15 protein-coding genes, 1 tRNA gene and 1 pseudogene are annotated in these 18,849 nt (G+C 59.1%); 8 read left to right on the top strand and 9 right to left on the bottom strand.

Annotated features, from left to right (window positions below; all coding sequences use genetic code 11):
• Positions 1-32 precede the first annotated feature (32 nt).
• Positions 33-854, top strand: coding sequence for a class I SAM-dependent methyltransferase (locus tag OGV19_RS13965; RefSeq protein ID WP_264309313.1), 822 nt, complete (start codon positions 33-35; stop codon positions 852-854).
• On the opposite strand, the gene OGV19_RS13960 is transcribed toward OGV19_RS13965, so the two are convergent.
• The 7 genes from OGV19_RS13960 to OGV19_RS13930 all read right to left on the bottom strand — a co-directional run bounded on the left by OGV19_RS13960 (position 855) and on the right by OGV19_RS13930 (position 7,782).
• A complete protein-coding gene (locus tag OGV19_RS13960) occupies positions 855-1,622 on the bottom strand; it encodes an SDR family oxidoreductase (RefSeq protein ID WP_264309312.1) in 768 nt (255 codons plus the stop codon).
• 23 nt (positions 1,623-1,645) lie between these two features.
• Positions 1,646-2,713 carry a phosphotransferase family protein gene (locus OGV19_RS13955; RefSeq protein ID WP_264309311.1) on the bottom strand — a complete coding sequence of 356 codons (1,068 nt, stop codon included), beginning with the start codon at positions 2,711-2,713 and terminating at the stop codon, positions 1,646-1,648.
• A 188-nt stretch (positions 2,714-2,901) separates the two neighbouring features.
• Positions 2,902-3,219: an SCP2 sterol-binding domain-containing protein gene (locus OGV19_RS13950; protein WP_264309310.1), complete on the bottom strand. Its 318-nt coding sequence runs from the start codon at positions 3,217-3,219 to the stop codon at positions 2,902-2,904.
• A 54-nt stretch (positions 3,220-3,273) separates the two neighbouring features.
• Complete coding sequence (locus OGV19_RS13945) at positions 3,274-3,984, bottom strand: histidine phosphatase family protein (RefSeq protein WP_264309309.1); 711 nt, start codon at positions 3,982-3,984, stop codon at positions 3,274-3,276.
• A 107-nt stretch (positions 3,985-4,091) separates the two neighbouring features.
• Complete coding sequence (locus tag OGV19_RS13940; protein ID WP_264309308.1) at positions 4,092-5,363, bottom strand: FAD-dependent oxidoreductase; 1,272 nt, start codon at positions 5,361-5,363, stop codon at positions 4,092-4,094.
• Positions 5,364-6,725, bottom strand: coding sequence for an amino acid permease (locus OGV19_RS13935; RefSeq protein ID WP_264309307.1), 1,362 nt, complete (start codon positions 6,723-6,725; stop codon positions 5,364-5,366). It abuts the gene before it with no gap.
• A 403-nt stretch (positions 6,726-7,128) separates the two neighbouring features.
• Complete coding sequence (locus tag OGV19_RS13930; protein WP_264309306.1) at positions 7,129-7,782, bottom strand: helix-turn-helix domain-containing protein; 654 nt, start codon at positions 7,780-7,782, stop codon at positions 7,129-7,131.
• Positions 7,783-8,014: 232 nt separating this feature from the next.
• On the opposite strand from OGV19_RS13930, the gene sohB reads away from it, so the two are divergent.
• Positions 8,015-9,034 (top strand): protease SohB, encoded by a 1,020-nt coding sequence (sohB, locus tag OGV19_RS13925; protein WP_264309305.1) that lies wholly within the window; start codon positions 8,015-8,017, stop codon positions 9,032-9,034.
• A 154-nt stretch (positions 9,035-9,188) separates the two neighbouring features.
• A tRNA-Cys gene (locus tag OGV19_RS13920) sits at positions 9,189-9,262 on the top strand.
• 100 nt (positions 9,263-9,362) lie between these two features.
• On the opposite strand, the pseudogene OGV19_RS13915 reads toward OGV19_RS13920, so the two are convergent.
• Positions 9,363-10,385 (bottom strand): annotated as a pseudogene (locus tag OGV19_RS13915) (integrase).
• A 196-nt stretch (positions 10,386-10,581) separates the two neighbouring features.
• Between OGV19_RS13915 and OGV19_RS13910 the strand changes: the two are divergent.
• Positions 10,582-11,502 (top strand): hypothetical protein, encoded by a 921-nt coding sequence (locus OGV19_RS13910; protein WP_264309304.1) that lies wholly within the window; start codon positions 10,582-10,584, stop codon positions 11,500-11,502.
• Between the two features lie 261 nt (positions 11,503-11,763).
• Here the strand turns inward: OGV19_RS13910 and OGV19_RS13905 are convergent, their stop codons facing one another.
• On the bottom strand, positions 11,764-13,734 hold the full coding sequence (locus OGV19_RS13905) for an acyltransferase family protein (RefSeq protein WP_264309303.1): 1,971 nt from the start codon (positions 13,732-13,734) through the stop codon (positions 11,764-11,766).
• A gap of 92 nt (positions 13,735-13,826) precedes the next feature.
• On the opposite strand from OGV19_RS13905, the gene OGV19_RS13900 reads away from it, so the two are divergent.
• The 4 genes from OGV19_RS13900 (at position 13,827) to OGV19_RS13885 (ending at position 18,716) form a co-directional block, all read left to right on the top strand.
• Positions 13,827-14,258 (top strand): lysozyme, encoded by a 432-nt coding sequence (locus OGV19_RS13900; RefSeq protein WP_264309302.1) that lies wholly within the window; start codon positions 13,827-13,829, stop codon positions 14,256-14,258.
• Between the two features lie 439 nt (positions 14,259-14,697).
• A complete protein-coding gene (locus tag OGV19_RS13895; protein WP_264309301.1) occupies positions 14,698-15,228 on the top strand; it encodes a sigma-70 family RNA polymerase sigma factor in 531 nt (176 codons plus the stop codon).
• Positions 15,225-16,190: a FecR domain-containing protein gene (locus OGV19_RS13890; RefSeq protein ID WP_264309300.1), complete on the top strand. Its 966-nt coding sequence runs from the start codon at positions 15,225-15,227 to the stop codon at positions 16,188-16,190. The genes OGV19_RS13895 and OGV19_RS13890 overlap by 4 nt, the downstream gene beginning before the upstream one ends.
• A 90-nt stretch (positions 16,191-16,280) precedes the next feature.
• Entirely contained in the window at positions 16,281-18,716 is a 2,436-nt protein-coding gene (locus tag OGV19_RS13885; RefSeq protein WP_264309299.1) for a TonB-dependent siderophore receptor, read from the top strand.
• The last annotated feature ends 133 nt before the right edge of the window (positions 18,717-18,849 follow it).

Below are 18,849 nucleotides of genomic sequence, written 5' to 3'. Positions count from 1 at the left end.
AAACCAGTACACGTAAAAGGACATTTTTAGCCATGGACCGATCACTGCAACTCAACCGCACCAGTTGGGACGAACGCGCGCCCTTGCATGCCGCCTCGCAAGACTATGAGGTCGAGCTGCTGGTCGAGCGCCCGACGCACCTTTCCGAAACCGTTCGCTTCGACCTGCCGCTGCTGGGTGATATCAACGGGCTCAACGCCGTTCACCTGCAGTGCCACATCGGTACCGACACCCTCTCGCTCGCACGCCTTGGTGCGAAGGTTTGCGGCCTGGATTATTCCGCGGCTTCGCTGGCCGAGGCGCGGGCGCTGGCCGAGCGCTGCGCGGTGCCTATCGAGTATGTGGAGGCGGATGTCTACGCGGCCGATCAAGTGCTACCGGCAGGTACCTTCGACCTGGTCTACACCGGCATCGGCGCACTGTGCTGGCTGCCCCGCATCGAACCTTGGGCGCGCACGGTGGCAGCCTTGCTCAAGCCGGGTGGGCGGTTGTTCCTGCGTGATGGCCACCCGATGCTGATGGCCGTCAACGAAGACCACCAGGACTGTTTGCAGATCGAATACCCGTACTTCGAGCACGAAGCCCCGACGGTCTGGCACAACGACCAGACGTACGTTGAAACCGATCAGCGCCTCGTCCACACCGAAACCCACGAGTGGAACCACGGCCTGGGCGAGGTGATCAGTGCCTTGCTGGCGCACGGGCTGCAGTTGACAGGCCTGGTCGAGCACCAGAGCCTGCCCTGGGAGGCGCTGCCGGGGCAGATGGACTTGGGCGCCGATGGCGAATGGCGCTTGCGCCATCAGCCGTCACGCCTGCCCCTGAGCTACACCTTGCAGGCGATCAAGGCCTGATCAGGACAGGAAACCACCGTCGACGTTGAGCGCGGTGCCGGTGGTGTAGCTGGACGCGTTGCTGGCCAGGTACAGCACCGCGCCGGCCATTTCCTTGGGGTCGGCCACGCGCTTGAGCGGGATCTGTTGCAGGGCGGCGTTGAGGATGGCGTCGTTCTTCACCAGCGCCGAGGCGAACTTGGTGTCGGTCAGGCCCGGCAGCAAGGCGTTGCAGCGGATGCCGAACGGCGCACACTCTTTGGCGAAGACCTTGGTCATGTTGATCACTGCGGCCTTGGTCACCGAATAGATGCCCTGGAAGTGCCCTGGCGAGACGCCGTTGATCGACGCTACGTTGATGATGCTGCCGCCGCCGTGTTCGCGCATCAGCTTGCCGGCTTCCACCGACATGAAGAAGTAGCCACGGATGTTGACGTCCACAGTCTTCTGGAAGGCGTTCAGGTCGGTGTCCAGCACGTTGCAGAACTGCGGGTTGGTAGCGGCGTTGTTGACCAATACATCCAGGCGCCCGAACTGTTCGCGGATGTCGGCGAACACCTGCTGAATCTGCTCCATCTCGCCAATGTGGCAGGCTACAGCCGTCGCCTTGCCGCCGGCGGCGATGATCGCCTCGGCGACCTGCTGGCAGCCGTCCAGCTTGCGGCTGGAGACGATCACATGGGCGCCCTGTTGGGCCAGCAAATGGGCGATGGCCTCACCGATGCCGCGGCTGGCGCCGGAAACGAAGGCGATCTTGCCGTCGAGGTCGAACAAGTGGGTCTTGGACATGCTGTTTTCCTTGTTGTCTGTCGTCAGAGCGTGGATTTGGCGATCACCTGCAAGGCCATCTGCTCCAGCAGCCGGTTCATGTGGATGAACTGAGCGAAGCGCTTGTCCTGGGTCTGGCCGTGGTAGTAGCGGTAGTAGATCTGCTGGACGATGCCGGCGAGGCGGAACAGCCCGTAGCAATAGTAGTAATCGAAGTTGTCCAGGCGGATGCCGGCGCGCTCGGCGTAGTAATCGACGAACTGGCGACGGCTGAGCATGCCGGGTGCGTTGCTGGGCTGGCGGCGCATCAGCTGTACCGGCGCTGGGTCATCAGCTTCGATCCAATAGGCCAGGCTGTTGCCCAGGTCCATCAACGGGTCGCCGATCGTTGCCATTTCCCAATCCAGCACGCCGATGATGCGCATCGGGTTGTCGGCGTCGAGGATCACATTGTCGAAGCGGTAGTCGTTGTGCACGATGCCGGGGCGGGGGTGGTCGGCGGGCATCTTCTCGTGCAGCCAGGCGATAACCTGCTCCCAGCGTGGTGCATCTTCGGTGATGGCCTTGGCATAGCGGCTGGTCCAACCCTCGATCTGGCGCTGCACATAGCCCTCTGGCTTGCCCAGGTCAGCCAGGCCGCAGGCCTGGTAGTCAACCTGATGCAGTTCCACCAGGCGGTCGATGAAGCTTTTGCACAGCGCTTCGGTAGTGGCTGCATCGAGGTTGAGTTCAGCCGGGATGTCCGAGCGCAGGATGATGCCCTTGACCCGCTCCATCACGTAGAACTCGCCGCCGATCAGGGCTGGATCAGTGCAGTGCACATACGCCTTGGGGCAGTACGGGAAGCCGCTGTTGAGCTGATTGAGAATGCGGAACTCGCGGCCCATGTCATGGGCCGACTTGGCCTTATGGCCAAACGGCGGGCGACGCAGCACGAAATCGCGGCCCGGATAGCTGACCAGATAAGTGAGATTGGACGCGCCACCGGGGAACTGGGTGATGGTCGGCAGGCCATCGAGGCCGGGGATGTGGGCCTTGAGATAAGGGTCGATGACGGCCGCGTCGAGCTCTTCGCCGGGGCGTACCTGGGTGGACTGATCGGTGAGCGTCATGCGTTTTCCTTATTTTCTGGCGCAATTACTATTGGCTAATCTAATGGTCTGTCGGCCTTGGAACAAGCGTGCCAAGCGTCATATAGGTGAGGGTGTTGCCGCTGGATCAATTGCCTTGATGTGGCCGGGCAAAAAAAAACCGAAGCCGGTCAGGCTTCGGTTTTTTCATCGCTCGGTGTGCCCGTCACTCAGGAAGGGAACAGCTCGCTGAGCTTCATCGACAGCATCATGTCGCCTTCGACGCGCAGCTTGCCGCCCATGAAGGCCTGCATGCCGTCGGTCTCGCCGCTGACGATACCCTTGAGGGTCTCGCTGTCCAGCACCAGGGTGCAGTTGGCGTCTGGGTTTTCGCCTTCTTGGATGTCGCAGGTACCGTCCTTGACGATCAGCGCGTACTGCTTGCCTTCGTCGGTGATGTCGAAGCCGAACACCAGGTCCAGGCCGGCGGCAGCGGCTGGGTTGAACTTTGCTTTCATCGCTTCGACGGCTTTAGCTACATCGCTCATGGCGTAATCCTTATTAAGTTATTTTCGCGTCCGCAGGGACACAACAAGCCGGACTCATCGGTAAGTGACAAGCTCCGGCGCCCTCAATAGCTGCAAGTGGGCTTGGCTATTGAAGGAGGCCAGCGCCACGTCGCGGCCGCGGAACTTCAGTTGGCTGAGCGACGTGTTGATAATCTGCCAGTTAAGCGCAAAGGCCTGGCTGGGGGTAATTTGGGTAACCAGGTGGAGCAGGGCGGCGATGGTGCCGCCGGAGGTGAAGATGGCGATGTTGTCGCCGCTGCCCGCGGCTTGGAGCACGCGCTGCAGGCCCTTCTGGACCCGAGCGGTAAACGCCTGCCAGCTCTCCAGCCCGTCGTCGGCGTGATCGCCAGCGTGCCAGCGCTGCACCATCAGTGCGAACAGGCGCTGAAATTCACTGCGGTGCTGCGCGCCATTGCGCAAGATGTGCAGGGCGTCGGGCTCTTCCCCGATCAGCCCAGGCAGCAGGGCACGGATCACGCCGTCGGCATCGAACTCATTGAACGCCGCGTCGGTCTCGACAGCCGGAACCGGGCAGCCGCTGGCGTGCAAGGCCTCCAGCGCCAGACGTGCGGTATCTTGCTGGCGGCGCAAGTCACCGGCCACGCAACGATCCAGCTGCACACCCAGCTGAGCCAGGTGGTCGCCCAGGGCCTGGCTCTGACGCACACCGATGGGTGAGAGGACATCGTAGTCTTCGGCACCGAAGGAGGCTTGGCCATGTCGGATGAGGTAGAGGTTGCCCACGAAGGTATCCGGCCTGTTGGAGGTTGTTGCGAGGTTAGGATGTGCCACACAGGCTGTCAACGAAAAAACATACAAGTGTTTGAAAAGGTTGTTTGAACTGTTTCGGCTCAGCTTTGCAGGGCCGTGCGGCGTCCTAGCAGCCCATAGCGATTCCAGTGGTACGGTTCAAGGTTGAGGGCGGGCCTACGACCAGCAGCGAGGTCGCAGATGATCCGTGCAGAGCCGCAAGCCATGGTCCAGCCCATGGCGCCGTGGCCACAGTTGAGCAAGACATTCGGTACATGGCTCACGCCCAGGAAGGGTAAGTTGTCAGGCGTCATCGGGCGCTGTCCCACCCACTTTAGTGCTGTGCGGTCTTTAAGGCTTGGGCAAACCTCTTCTGCGAAACGCCCAAGTTCCGCAAAGCGTTTGTGCACGGTGGATTCACCGGGGACCCCGACATCTGCAAACCCTGTGAATCGAAGGGTTTCACCAAATGACGCCCAAGCAACTTTATGTGGGATCGAGACAGCCCCGACACTGGGCTTTTGGCCTGGCGGGCTTTCATACGAAATCGAATAACCCGTGACGGGGTGAATGGGCAGGTTGTGCCCAATGGATGCAAGCAAATGTCGGGACGCGAGGCCTGCTGTTGCGACGACCAGGTCCGCATGACGATAGCCTTTGTCTGTGTGTACACCCTTGGCAACGCCGCCGCGAATATCGAACCCGAGCACGCGCTCGCCAAACCGCGCCGTCGTGCCGAGCTGGATAGCTTTTTTCAGTGCGGCAGTCGCATAGCGAGCGGCGTCGCCTGTACCGTCCTGGGCGCAGTAAATGCCTTTCGCAAACTTGACCCGGGCTGTCTTCAGCAGAGGCTCGCACTCCAGTACAGCAGGGGGATCGAGCGCTTCAAAGGGTTCTCCAGCGGCGCGCAGTAGTGCGGCATCGTGGGGGCCTGGCGTTTGTCCCTCACCATACAGATACAAAATACCCTTATGCCGCCCTCCATATTCATCCTGCGAAATACCCGCGTGTTTGAACTGAAGGTCGCGCGAGTAGCCGGCAAGCGCCAATGCCGCTTTCGAGTTCGTTAGCCAGCGCGTTTGTGTCGCCTCGCGGGCGAACAGGGTGGCCCACCGCGCAAGTGCAGGTGTCCAGGGGCCGTAGATGCCTAGGCCTTCGCCAATGCCGAATAGTGACTTCAAGGCAACACCTACCACGCCAGGCTCCGCCCAGCTAAAGCAGTGCCCCGGAGAGATAAGGCCCGCGTTGGCGAAACTTGCACCGGTTGCTGGAGCCTGAGCCCCTTCAATAATTTCGACGCTGTGCCCTTCTTGCGCGAGTGTCAGCGCAGTGACGGTGCCACTGATGCCCGCGCCCACAACAATGATGTGCATTTAGAATCCTGCCTCTGCTGCGTCACGCTTCGCGGCTCGATTGGCCATGAAGTACAGGGCCGACAGGGCTACAGTCCAGATACCGCCGGCGTACAGCGAAACCCGGCTTTCTGGGTGGTAGCCGAGCATGAACAGTACAAAAGCGACAAACAGTAAGCAGATGGCGGGAGATGCCTTGCGTAGCGGCATTGGGAATTCACTGGCGATACCAGAGCGCTTCATGCGGCGTTGGAACGCCACGTAGGTCAGGGCGATCATTCCCCAGGTCCAGGCCACGTTGAAAGCCAAGATGGACATCATGTAGCCAAAGGCACGGTCTGGCATCACAAAGTTAAGAAGCACGCCGAAGGCCATGCACGCGACGGTTGCAAATACCGCTCTAGTCGGAATGCCATTACTGCCCACTTTCCGCAACATGCTGGGGGCTTGGCCTTCATCTGCGAGTTTTTTCAGGATGCGCGCGCCACTGAACAGGATGCAGTTGAAACTTGATAAGGCCGCCGTGATCACCACGAAGTTTATGGCGCCCGCTGCCTCTCTGATGCCCAGGCGCTCAAAGGTAGTCACGAACGGGCTTCCTTGGGTGCCGATCTGATTCCAGGGATAAATTGCCAAGATCACTGCGATGGCCGCCACGTAGAAAAGCAGAATTCGCCACAGCACGGAGTTGATAGCGCGCGGTATGGTTTTCTTAGGGTTTTCCGCCTCTGCTGCCGCGATGCCGATCATTTCTACACCCGCAAAGGAGTACGCTACGATCGGCAACGCAATGAGCATTCCGCTAATACCATTGGGAAACCACCCGCCGTGCTGCCAAAGATTAGCCAGGCCCAGTGGTTCGCCGTTGTTGCCCCAGCCGGCAAAAATCATCATGCCACCGCCGACCACAAGGGCGAGGATTGTGACGACCTTGATCAGTGCGAACCAAAACTCGGCTTCACCGAAAGCGCGTACGGCGAGCAGATTCAATGCACAGATTGAGGCTATCGATGCGCATACCCAAATCCACTGAGGCACATCCGGGAACCAGGCCTTCATGTAGATGCCTACAGCGGTCGATTCGGCTACGCCAACCCCGACCATCAAAATCCAGTAGTTCCAGCTGGAGAGAAAGCCTGCATAAGGGCCAAGGTACTCATGCGCATAAGCTGCAAATGAGCCCGAAACCGGGTTGTGGACGGTCATTTCACCCAGGGCGCGCAGAATTAAAAAAATGATGCCGCCGCTGATTGTGTAGGCCAACAGCACAGACGGCCCAGCCGATTGGATGGCTGATGCCGATCCCAGGAAAAGCCCTACGCCGATAGACATGCCCAATGCCATGAATGCAATCTGGCGAGCGCTTAAAAGTTTACTTCCCATGTTGTTACCGCCTGCTCATAGCCTAATTGTTATTGAAAATTGGCTTTTATCCCGTTTACAGCGACCGATGTAGGCCGCTCTTCCCGGTTGCCCGCACGCTGCTTTGCTCCATCGCCAAAGGCTCCTTTCGGGTCGCTCTTCCTGCGCGTTACCGAGACTGCCCAGTGAAACCGCAGCCCGCCGCAGCGGTATGCGGATGATCCCAAAATTTGCGTATACGCGAAGTCGCCATGGAACTACCATTAGCGTGAGATTACAAGCGATTTTTGCGTAAACGCAAATTACGATTCAGGCTCACGGGTAGAGAGCAGGTCGTGCAAGGGAGGTTTTTTGAAGGGCACAGCCTGAAGCGGGCGCAGAAGGCGGCGCTACTCAGGCTGGGCAGGCTACAGAAGGGGAAGGTTTATTGCTCAAGCTGATCGTGCCCTTGTCGCGCAAGCAGCATCTGGTCGCTTTCAGCGGTGATCACGCCAACGATTCTGGCTAATTGCTTGCTGACACTGATGTAGGCGTGGCCGATGCGGCTGTCAAAATACAGCGAGTCACCTTTCCCAAGTCTGGTCACTTCACCTGTTTCGAAATGGACCTCGAGCTTGCCCGAAAGCACGTAGATGAACTCCACGCCGGAGTGTCGGGCAAAATCCTCGGGGCTATTGATCTTGCGTGCGTGGATCGTACCCAGTACAGGGTTGATTGGTTTGCCGCTGGCTGATGTGGCCAGGAACTCATAGGTAAACGACAGCCCTTTGTAGGCCACCCCCTCGCCGGCCCTCGTTACCACCGGGCCCTGTTTGGCGGGCGGCTCCTCATACTCATGCGAGAACAGTGTTCCGATATCCAGCTGCAGCGCCTGCGCCAGGGCAGCGACATTTTCGTACCCCAAAGCGAGCTGGCCGCGTTCGGCGCGGGAAATAGTGGTTATCGATACCTTGGAACGTTCGGCAACCTGAACCAGCGTCCAGCCCCTCTGTTTGCGTGCGGTGCGCAGACGCATCCCGAGCGACTCCGGGGTTAGCAGGTTTGGCGTTGCTGTGGCATGGGTTGGCGTGCTCTTCACGGTTCCTCCTTTGTTGGCGGGCATTCTACCATTCAAGCGGGATCAAGCCGTCAACACTTCGCGTTTACGCAAAACTCCAGCGTGATCGTGTAGCCATGAAGGGCAGGTAGCGGCATAGGCTCTGCCTGGCCCCAAGCGGCCGAAGGATTTGCTTCGGAATGTCACAAGGCCGTACCAAACAGCCCCAAGCTTAGGTACGATGAAGCCTTGATTCCGGGCTTCGAGGATTACTGTGGAGTTTCTTGCCGAATACGCAAGCTTTCTCGCCAAAACCGCCACCTTGGTGATTGCCATTCTGGTGGTGCTGTCGGCCATTGCCGGTTTACGCGGAAAAGGGCGGCGCAAGCCGGGTGGGCAATTGCAGGTCACGCGCCTGAATGAGTTCTATAAAGAGCTGCGCGAGCGCCTGGAATCGGGCCTGCTCGACAAGGCCCAGCTCAAGGCTCTGCGCAAGCAGCAGGCGAAGGCGGAAAAACAGCAGAAAAAAGTCAAGGCTGAGGAAAAGAGCCGGGTCTTCGTGCTCGATTTCGATGGCGATATCAAGGCCTCGGCCACCGACAGCCTGCGCAACGAGATCACTGCGCTGCTGACCCTCGCCACCCCGCGTGACGAAGTGGTGCTGCGGCTCGAGAGTGGCGGCGGCCTGGTGCACAGCTATGGCCTGGCGGCTTCGCAGTTGGCGCGCATTCGCCAGGCCGGTATCCCCTTGACCGTGTGCATCGACAAGGTGGCTGCCAGCGGTGGTTACATGATGGCTTGCATTGGCGAGAAGATCGTCAGCGCACCCTTTGCCGTGTTGGGTTCGATTGGTGTGGTTGCACAGCTGCCCAACGTCAATCGCCTGCTGAAGAAGCACGACATCGATTTCGAGGTGCTCACCGCCGGTGAATACAAGCGCACCCTCACCGTGTTCGGCGAAAACACCGAGAAGGGCAGGGAGAAGTTCCAGGAAGACCTGGACATCACCCACCAGCTGTTCAAGGACTTTGTCGCCCGCTATCGTCCACAGCTGCATATCGACGAAGTGGCCACCGGCGAGGTTTGGCTGGGCGTGGCAGCGCTAAACCGCAAGCTGGTGGACGAGTTGCAGACCAGCGACGAATACCTCAGCGACCGCGCCCGCAATGCCAACCTGTTCCACTTGCACTATGCCGAACGCAAGAGCCTGCAGGAGCGCATCGGCATGGCTGCCAGCGGCACGGTGGAGAACACCGTGGTCGGCCTTTGGAGCAAACTCGGTCGCTTGCGCTAACACCTTGAACCCCTTGAAATTTTTTTCTGTTCAGGGGGTTGCAAGGTTCAATGAATGCAGACATAATGGCGCCCATCGAAACGCAGCGAACTTTGAAAAAGGTTCAGTGTTTCAAGGAGATAGCAAGGCGCAAGCCGCTAACTCCGAACTTTGAGGCCGAGTAGCAAAGTGGTTATGCTCCGGATTGCAAATCCGTCTACGCCGGTTCGATTCCGACCTCGGCCTCCATTATTCGAAAGCCCCGCAGATTAGCGTCTGCGGGGTTTTTCTTTGCGCTCGAAAAAGACGAAGTGTTCCGCAATTTTTGGCATGTGTTCCGCAACCCAGCCTATTTTGTGGGGCTCACGACCTCGCCGACGCGGCGGTAGACGCGCTTGGTGATTTCTTCCTTGGAGTGCCCAAGTAGCCGGCTGGCGTGGCTGATATCCTCATCTCCGAAGCAGCCTTCGGGCGGATATCGCGGAACTGGAATTGCCGAACTTTGGCGGCCAGGTCAGTGTTGCCGTCGGCGATCAGCTTGCGAGCAGCCTTGTCCCGCGCCTCACTGAAGCGATTCCTCAGCATTTCCCAGCTCATCCGAAGGCCGGCGTCGTTGGTGATCAGACGTGAATTGCGCACGCCCTGCAGCTTGCGCCGTTCAAGAAGCGCGTCGATGAACAGGCCTAGGCCGGTCAGCACGCCATTGACGTGCCGTCGAGTTCGCAACTTCTCATCGGTCTTGTTCTGGTCGACCCACAAGTAGTCCTCGTCGAGGTCGACTGTGCTGAACTTCAGCGTGTCGGCTGGACGTTGGCCGGCCAGGTAGGCCAGGTCCATGGCGTCCTTAAGACCCTGGTCGCCTTCTGCGTACACCGCATCCCAGATCTCGTCGGCCGCGTAGAAGTCGCGGACCTTCTCTTTGTTGCGGCGAACCGCCAGGCAGGGGTTACGCTCGACAAACCCCCACTCCATGGCCATGGTGAAGACATGCGAGAGCAGGGCGATCTCCCGGTTTGCCCGAGTCTTCGCGGTGCGTGCGTCCCGGTACTGGGCAACGACCAGCGGGCTGATGGCCTCGATCGGCGCGTCAGCGAACGCCTTGCGCAGGCGCTCCAGCTCGTATTTGTTGTCTTTTTGAGTGCGCGGCGATTTCGTCGGGGATAATGTCCCGCTCATACCGTTCAAACAGCTCCCCCATTGTTGCCATAACCTTCGGCCTTGCCTTCTGCTCCAGGCGCGCCCACTCCAGCTTGGCCTCCGCCAAGTCCTGCCCCAAAGGGATTTCGATCCTCTTTCCGTCCGCGTCTCTACCGCAGTAGTAGTACGCAACCCAAATTTTCCCGCCTTTCCTTTTTCGGGCCCGCCGAAGCATGCGCTCCGGCAGGTCACGGTTTTCCTTTTTCTATGGCGCACTTTCTACCCCACGCGCGATAAGTCCAATGTCCATGTTTCGGCCGTGGCATTCGTTGCCGTTTGCTTGACGCCTGCCATCTTGAGCCGGGCGTATACCCGGCCGACAATGGGCCGCCTGGCCCGGGTGGATTGTCGATCTATCGCGGTACACCTACGTGAACGCATCGGCTACGTCGAAGCAGCTGCAAGCCGGCCGGATGTGGGTGGAGGGCGAGACCATCGGCAATAACTTCGACTTCATTTGGTCGCATGGCGCCGGTCAAATGTTCATGCAGAAGTTCGGTCCCAACCAGATCAACCAGCTTTTCAACTTCAAGGGCTGGCGCATCGCGCCGCTAACGACAGTTGAATCGGCGGCATGGGAAGACCTTGGTGGGTGGAGCACAGACTGGCTTCCGCCCATGGTCGTGTGTGCAGTCAACAATGGGGACGGTGGAGCCAAGCAGTACACGGGCGGTGGCCACTGGAATGAGGTTGAGCCGACAAAGCCTACCGCGCGGATGGTGAACCTGAAGTGCTCCATCAATGGGCAGCAGATGGCCGCCGAACAAACCTATTCCGCCCCGGCTGATACAGCCACGTTTTCCTGGCAGGTCGAGCTTCTTGCTTACAACACTCTGACGCTTGAGCGCTATGTGGGTCGGCAGCACTTCGTGGTGCATGTAAGGCCTGGTTCTTGGGAGGTTCTCTACGAGTTCGAAGCACTAGAGGATGTGGTAGTTGAAATCGAAAACGGCCCGCAGACGGGGGTGTACTCTGCGTTCCCTGAGTGGGTGCACTATATCGGTGATAACCGCGGCCCTTTGCTTGTGACCGACGAGGCCTCGGTAAGTGCCCAGCCGAAGAGCACAGCACCGGACGTCTTCGCTGCGGTCTGCTTCCACCCGACCCGGGGATTCTGTGCTAGCTGGATGGATCGAACCTATGAGGCGGGGGGTGGACGCTATGTGACGCCTACCTTGCCTTTCGCTCGCCGTAACTCGAATAGCTGGAAATTCTACCAAGCAGCTATCTCCGGCATTCACACAACCTTCCTGGCTGGACAGGGTATAAGTGGCGCGGCGGCTACGCAGTAGCCCCTATCGATATCGTCCAGGGTGATGTGAACTGCGCATTCCAGTACACCAAAGGTGGAAATTTAGATGCAGCCGGAGCCGGGCGAGTGACTCCGATGCCATCGATTGCCGGGGAAGAAGTTGGCAGCACTGTGGTTGGGGCTAGGGGGCTGGATGTTTCGTCAAAGGGATATGAATTCGGTAATCTTGGAGTGCAATGAGTAAATTAAGCCCGCTTTATCGGCGGGCTTAATGTTACATCAGGACCATCAGTTCATATCGTTAATCAGGAGTGTGTTGGCCCAATGACCGAGCCGACTGCCCAAGAGCAGCGATAGGCTGTGGTACTTGATCGTTCTCCAATACAGATCGGCCTAATATCTCAGACCCTATCATGCTGATGTGGGCGTGGTCGAAGTAGAGGAGGGTGCCTTTGTCATATGCCGAGCAGGTGCCGTCCTTGCAAATTTGTGGGCGCACATCAAACGTTGCGACATTCGGGTACTGTGCGGCGATTGCCTTTAGGTACATATTTACTTCGCTGTCGCCTTGGTCGGGGACGATCGCTGTAGAAGGGCAGTCCATCCCAGGAATACGAATGGATTTAGCAGTACACATGCGGTCGAGCCCCTCAAATAGAGGAACGTTGAGGGCGATAATTACCTGATTGTGATAACCGGCCAGCTCGGCAATGGTTTCAGCAAACTTTTCCTTTCCGCCTCTCATTGCATAAGATTCCCATGATGCACCGATTATCACAGTTCTATATTTCTTCGACTCAGCAAAAGCTCGAGCGTTGAATTCGTTGCAGGACTTTTCGCGGTTTGGCCCAAGAATTCCTTTCGTATCCCTGATCGGTGGGCAAGAAGAATGCGAGATATTACGGATTGAGAAGTGTCTGCTTTCTCCGATAGCTTTCAGATATCCTACGTAGTGCGCAGCATTCGAATCACCCCAAAGAAGAGTTTCGGGAGGTACTGACCTGTCGCCGTTTACGCACTGATCCTCAGTCCAGTTAATTGGATCGTATTTCGTCATCTGGCAATTGAACGGGAAGCGGCTGGCCGGCTTGGTGTTGTAGTCGTGCTGAGAAATTAGCCTTTTGTACTGATCGCCAGAAGTTGTTGGCCAGTAGCCTTTGTTATTGCTCAGGACATACCCGGTGACTATTACCCCAGCACTTGTCGCAACGATGGGCCCTACCTTAGTGAGAAGCCACATAGGGCTTTTCGACCTGAACGGTGTTTCGATTAGGTGATACGAGATCAGGGTCAGCGCTACCATCAGTGCAGCGCACGCTAGCCCGCCAGCCAAAGTTGGCTCACCGTAAGCGTAGCGGTAGAAGGCAAGCACAGGCCAGTGCCACAGGTAGAGTGAGAATGACCGTAGCCCGATGTACCTAGCCGCCGAGTTGCCGAGAACTTTGGAAAGAGGACTGGCTTGATTTGCACCCGCCAGAATCAGTAGCGCTGCGCCTACAGAAGGGATAACCGATCGTATCCCAGGGAATCCATTTTTCTCGTCGAGCAGCACCACTGCGCCTGCAACCATGGCTAGGCCAACGACGCCAGCAATATTTGCAACCGCAGCCGTAATACGGCGGGAGTCTTGCCACAGGAAAAGCAGGGCGCCTACCAGCAGTTCGCCAGCTCTGGATGGCAGCATGTAGTAAGCGAAGGAAGGGTCACGCGCAAGGAAGTATTCGCTCACTGCGAACGATGCAATGGCCAGGACCACGCCGGTAGCTACAAGCAGGCGTTTACCGCCGAGTTTCAAGGCGATGATCATGAGTGCCGGCCAGATCATATAGAACTGCTCTTCGACGCCCAGCGACCACATATGCAACAGCGGCACGGTATCGGACGAAGCGGCGAAGTAACCTGTATCTAGGAAAAGCCAGAAGTAGATGTTTGCTGCAGAAAGAGTGGCGCCGATTGCCGACTGCGACAGGGTCTTCACGTCTGCTGGCAAGAGTAAGAATGACCCAGCAAGCAAAGTGACTATGGTCACAAATGTCGCGGCAGGAAGAATCCGGCGGACTCGACGACCGTAAAAGTCACCAAAAGAAAAGTCAGAGCCTTTCCCGTAGATGATTCCCGTGATCAGGTAGCCAGATATGACGAAAAAAACGTCAACTCCGACGAAGCCGCCAGGTAGCCATTGCTTGTTGAAGTGGAAAATTGTCACGGCCAGTACGGCCAGAGCCCTGAGCCCGTCTATGTCCGGACGATAGGCCAAGTGTTTGCCTTGCATTTCTGAATTCCCTTTCATCTCGCTGCTGAGTAAGCCGCGAATATTACCCCTTCGCCCGCATTTGTGGGCTTTTTTGTGCCTGGAGAAAACCCATGCGTACATCGCAACGCGGCTTGAGCCTCATCAAGTCGTTTGAGGGCCTGCGCCTGCAGGCCTATCAGGATTCTGTCGGCGTCTGGACCATCGGCTATGGCGCCACTCGAAGCATGCAGCCCGGCATGAAAGTCAGCATGGAGCAGGCCGAGCGCATGTTGCTGAACGACGTGCAGCGCTTCGAGCCAGAAGTTGAGCGCCTCATCACGTCGCCGCTGAGCCAGAACCAGTGGGACGCCATGATCAGCTTCACCTACAACTTGGGTGCGGCGAATCTTGAGTCGTCCACGCTGCGCCGATTGATCAATGCCGGAAACTACGTAGCCGCAGCCGACCAGTTCCCGCGTTGGAACAAGGCAGGCGGGAAGGTGCTGGCTGGCCTGGTGCGTCGGCGTGCCGCTGAACGGGACTTGTTTCTGGAGTCGGCGTGAACGGGTGGGTACCCTCGTTAGAGCCATATTTGGCAAATACGTATCATTGGCGGCCGGTTGCAGATGGCCGCTTTGGGTCGAAAGCTGCCGGTCGTGAGGAGCAGCATTCGACCCGAGGCTGCTAGTGGCGAAAGGCTGTCATGGCTGAGTCTGAACGGCAACACCAACAAACTCGCTGCCCGCTAGTTCAATGGACTTTCTCCAGGCGTGCTTGATGTTGGCGATGGCGGGACACTCGGCCAAATGTGCTTTTCTTGCCAGGTCTCGATGCAGCGCGGGCGTAACGCGCAGCGTCCTCCCAGATCAAAGAGGCTTTTGATCGGCTGCCTCGGGTCGAAAACGGCCATGCACCTGGCCTCCGACCTGGCCAATTGCCCGAAATCCGCATCAACGCTAGAATTGCTTATTATTCGCATTAGTAACCCTAGGCGCCGTTCCCATGACCGCTTCTCCCGGCACTGCTGGCTCCGACCTGGAGAACCTCTACCGCGCCCACCACGGCTGGATCCGCCAGTGGCTGCAGCGCAAGCTCGGCAATGCCCACGATGCTGCGGAGTTGGCGCAGGATGTGTTCGTGCGGTTGCTGACCAAACCCCGGGCTTTCAATGACCACGAGCATGCCCGCGCGTATCTGGGGCGTATGTCGCGCAATGCGTGTGTCGACTTCTGGCGGCGGCGGCGGGTGGAGCAGGCTTATCTGGATGTATTGGCCGCCCAGCCCGAGCAACTTGCACCATCGCTGGAGCAGCAGGCGGTCATCCTCGAAACACTGGCACAACTGCAGGCGATGTTCGAACGCATGCCCAAGCGGGTGGCCGACGCGTTTTCCATGGCGCAACTGCAGGGCATGAAGCAACGCGAGATCGCTGAGCAGTTGGGCGTGAGTGAGCGCAGTGTGAACAGCTACCTGGCTCAGGCGATGTACCAGTGCCTGTTGCTGGAAGCCGAACTGGATGATTCGCTGGCATGAGCCGGGGGCAACTCGACCATGGCGTGCTGCAAGCGGCGGCAGGGTGGTTCGCGCGGCTGCACGGGGCAGGGCATGACGCAGCAACACAGGCGCAATGGCAGGCCTGGCTGACCGAGGATGCGCGGCATCGCCTGGCGTGGTCCTATGTGGAAAACATCAACCAGCGCTTCGGCACCCTCGATGGTCAGGCAGCACAGGCCCGGCAGGTGTTCGACAACGCTCGCAGTCACCGGCAGTCGCGTCGTGCCGTGCTCGGCAGCCTTTGCGTGGCGGGCGCGGCTGGCGTGTTGGGGTGGGGCGGCTGGCAGCACGGTTGGGTGGACTCGCCGCGCGCCTGGTTCGCCACTTATCGCACCGGCCTGGGGGACGTGCGGCCGCTTACACTGGCCGATGGCAGCCAGTTGTGGCTGAACGGCGGGACGGCACTGGATGTGCAGTTCGATGAAGGCGTGCGGCAACTGCGTCTGTACCGCGGCGAAATCCTGATCGAGACCGGCAAGGACTCACGACCACTGTTCGTCGACACGCGGGCAGGGCGGATGCGGCCACTCGGCACGCGGTTCAGTGTACGGGATCAGGGGCTGGTAACGACCTTGAGTGTGTTTGCAGGCTCGGTGCAGGCAACCTGCGCCGGCAGTGGTGTGCACATTACGCTGGGCGCCGGGCAGATGCTGGTGTTCGATGCGCAACAGGCAGGCGCATCAACAGCTGCACAGGCTCTGCGCCAGGACTGGAGCCGTGGCGTGCTGGTGGCGGAGGACATGCCGTTGGGCCAGGTAGTCGACGTTCTGCGCGACTACCGTCACGGCCACCTGGGCATCGACCCTGTGCTGAACAACTTGCGTGCGGTGGGTACCTTCCCGCTGCTGGACACCGACCGCACCTTGGCCATGCTCGAGCGTGCGTTACCCATTCGGGTGGTGCGCACCTTGCCTTGGTGGGTTTCCATCGAGGCGCGCTGAAAAAATTTCAAAATTCTTTTTCTGGTTTTGCGACGCTCATGCGCTTGGTGGGATGACGCTACTTCATCCTACTTCCGGAAGGACCCTTTCATGCTGCTTCGCGATCCTGCTTTTTCGCGCCCTCATCCGCTGGCTTTGGCCATCCTCCTTGCCCTTGGCAGTTACGCTGCCACCACCCAGGCCGAAAGCAACGGCGCAGCAGTGCAGCGCGCGATGTTCGACATTCCGGCCGGGCCGCTGGCACATCAACTGAACCTGCTGGCCAAACAGGCCGGGTTGTTGATTGGCGGTGATGCCACGCTCACCGCCAACAAGCAGAGCCAGGTGGTGCACGCCACCGGTGTCGAGCAGGCGCTGGCGCAGATGCTGGCGGGCAGCGGCGTGGAGGCGGTGGCCACCGGCGAGCGGGAATTCCAGCTGGTGCGTCAGGTTGAAAACGCTGCCGGTGCCGTGACCCTGGGCAGCACCACCATCTCTGGTCAGGGATTGGGCGACTTGACCGAGGGCACCGGGGCCTACGCGACGGGGCGTTCGTCCACCGCCACCAAACTGCCGATGAGCCTGCGCGAAACGCCGCAGTCGGTCACCGTGGTCACTCGCCAGCGCATGGATGACCAGAACATGCAAAACCTCGACGACGTCATGCGTAACGCCACCGGCGTCACCATCATCAAGAATGGCAGCGAGCGCTCGCTGTACCAGGCCCGCGGGCAGACGGTCGAAAACCTGCAGATCGATGGCGTGCCGACCAACATCGGCAACCCGTACTCGATGGACACCATTTCCAAGCCCAACACCGACATCTACGACCGCGTAGAAGTGGTGCGGGGCGCCACCGGCCTGATGGAAGGTGCGGGTAACCCGTCGGCCTCGATCAACCTGGTCCGAAAGCGGCCTACGGCCGAGCCTCAGGCATTGATCGAAACCTCGGTCGGCTCCTGGGACGACTACAAGGCCATGCTCGACCTGTCGGCGCCGCTGAATGAAGCCGGCACCCTGCGCGGCCGCTCGGTCATTACCTACAACAATGCCAACAGCTACCTGGACACGGCCCAGAAAGAGAACCAGCTGTTCTACGGCATCATCGAGGCCGACCTGGATGAGTCGACCCTGGCCACTTTCGGTTTTACCTACCAGAAGGAACGCAACTCCGGTTATGACTGGTCGGGCCTGCCCAGCAAGGAGAGCGGCGCGTTCTACCCGATGTCGCGCTCTACCTCGCTGACCGGTGACTGGAACCACCTGGACAAGCGCAATACCACCCTGTTCGCCGACATCCAGCACACCTTTGCCAACGGCTGGAAGGGCGTGGTGGCAGTCAACCAGATGTGGGCAAAGTCGGATTTCCTGGGTAACTACACCTACCCAGGCGGTGGCACCGACCTGTTCACCCTCAATCCGCGCCACTTTCACTTCGATGACACCCAGACCAGTATCGATGGCTACTTCACGGGCCCGTTCCAGCTGCTGGGCCGCCAGCATGAGCTGATTGTGGGTGGCAACTGGAACAAGGACGACTTCGACTACCACGGCGGGCGCGACGCCAGCTACCGCTACATCGTCGACATGAACAACCTGGCAGCGTTTGACCCACCCACACCGACCGCCCTCAATGTCAACCAATGGCAATACAACCGCACTCAGGAGCAAAAGGGCGTGTATGTGGCCAGCCGGTTCAGTCTCACCGACAGCACTACGTTCATTCTCGGCAGCCGCCTGAGCTGGTACAGCCACGATTCGCTGGATGACACCAATGGCGTGCGTGAACCCACAGACCATAAGCACTTCTCCAAGAGTGGCGAAGTCACACCTTACGCAGGCCTGGTGCAGGACCTGAACGAAAACTGGTCGGCCTATGCCAGCTACACCGAAATCTTCAAGCCGCAGAGCGCGCAGGATGCGGATGGCACAACGCTTTTGCCGATGACCGGCAGCAACTACGAGATCGGCTTGAAGGGAGAGTTCCTCGATAAGCGCCTGCAAACCGCTATCGCGCTGTTCCAGGCGGACCAGACCGGCCGTGCCGAGCGAGTGACCTGTGCGCAGACCTGGGCTTGCTACCGGGCGTCCGACAAAGTGCGCAACAAAGGTATCGAGCTGGAGCTGACCGGTGAGGTGCTGGCGAACTGGAACGTATCGGCGGGGTACACCTATACCCAGTCCAAATACATGGGTGGCGAGCAGAAAGGCGAAGACTTCAACGGCGCCTCGCCACGCCATTTGTTCAAGGTTGCAACCGACTACCGCCTGCCAGGTACGCTCAACCAGCTGCGTGTAGGTGGCAGCTTCTACGCCCAGAGCAAGATGACCCAGACCGAGGTCGGCAAGTATTACAAGATCCGGCAGGATGCCTACCACCTGACCAACCTGCACGCCATCTACGAGATCAGCCGCAACCTGGAGCTGCAGTACAACCTTGATAACGTGTTCGACAAGAAGTACTACCAGACCCTGGGAAATACTAATTACTGGAATTTCTACGGTGAGCCGCGCAATTTCAATGTGGCGTTGCGGGCGAAATTCTGACTGAGGCGGGCCCGCGAAACCACAGAGTGGCCCGCTCTGTAGATACGAGGCCGGCGGTGGCTGGATGGCGTGTATCAATGGCCTGGCCGTTGAGCAGACGGCCACGTGCCTTTGAGCATGGGGCAGCGTCGCA

Source organism: Pseudomonas putida, from assembly GCF_025905425.1.
Lineage (GTDB): Bacteria > Pseudomonadota > Gammaproteobacteria > Pseudomonadales > Pseudomonadaceae > Aquipseudomonas > Aquipseudomonas putida_AF.
Note: the sequence above shows the minus strand (reverse complement) of the source record. Positions and strands in the feature narration are given on the sequence as shown.

Coding starts and splice junctions, on each gene's coding strand:
- OGV19_RS13955 (WP_264309311.1), bottom strand. CDS start 2,713: ATGACGCTCACCGATCAGTCCACCCAGGTACGCCCCGGCGAAGAGCTC.
- OGV19_RS13905 (WP_264309303.1), bottom strand. CDS start 13,734: ATGCAAGGCAAACACTTGGCCTATCGTCCGGACATAGACGGGCTCAGG.
- OGV19_RS13935 (WP_264309307.1), bottom strand. CDS start 6,725: ATGGGAAGTAAACTTTTAAGCGCTCGCCAGATTGCATTCATGGCATTG.
- OGV19_RS13885 (WP_264309299.1), top strand. CDS start 16,281: ATGCTGCTTCGCGATCCTGCTTTTTCGCGCCCTCATCCGCTGGCTTTG.
- OGV19_RS13950 (WP_264309310.1), bottom strand. CDS start 3,219: ATGAGCGATGTAGCTAAAGCCGTCGAAGCGATGAAAGCAAAGTTCAAC.
- OGV19_RS13960 (WP_264309312.1), bottom strand. CDS start 1,622: ATGTCCAAGACCCACTTGTTCGACCTCGACGGCAAGATCGCCTTCGTT.
- OGV19_RS13965 (WP_264309313.1), top strand. CDS start 33: ATGGACCGATCACTGCAACTCAACCGCACCAGTTGGGACGAACGCGCG.
- OGV19_RS13940 (WP_264309308.1), bottom strand. CDS start 5,363: ATGCACATCATTGTTGTGGGCGCGGGCATCAGTGGCACCGTCACTGCG.
- OGV19_RS13900 (WP_264309302.1), top strand. CDS start 13,827: ATGCGTACATCGCAACGCGGCTTGAGCCTCATCAAGTCGTTTGAGGGC.
- OGV19_RS13895 (WP_264309301.1), top strand. CDS start 14,698: ATGACCGCTTCTCCCGGCACTGCTGGCTCCGACCTGGAGAACCTCTAC.
- OGV19_RS13890 (WP_264309300.1), top strand. CDS start 15,225: ATGAGCCGGGGGCAACTCGACCATGGCGTGCTGCAAGCGGCGGCAGGG.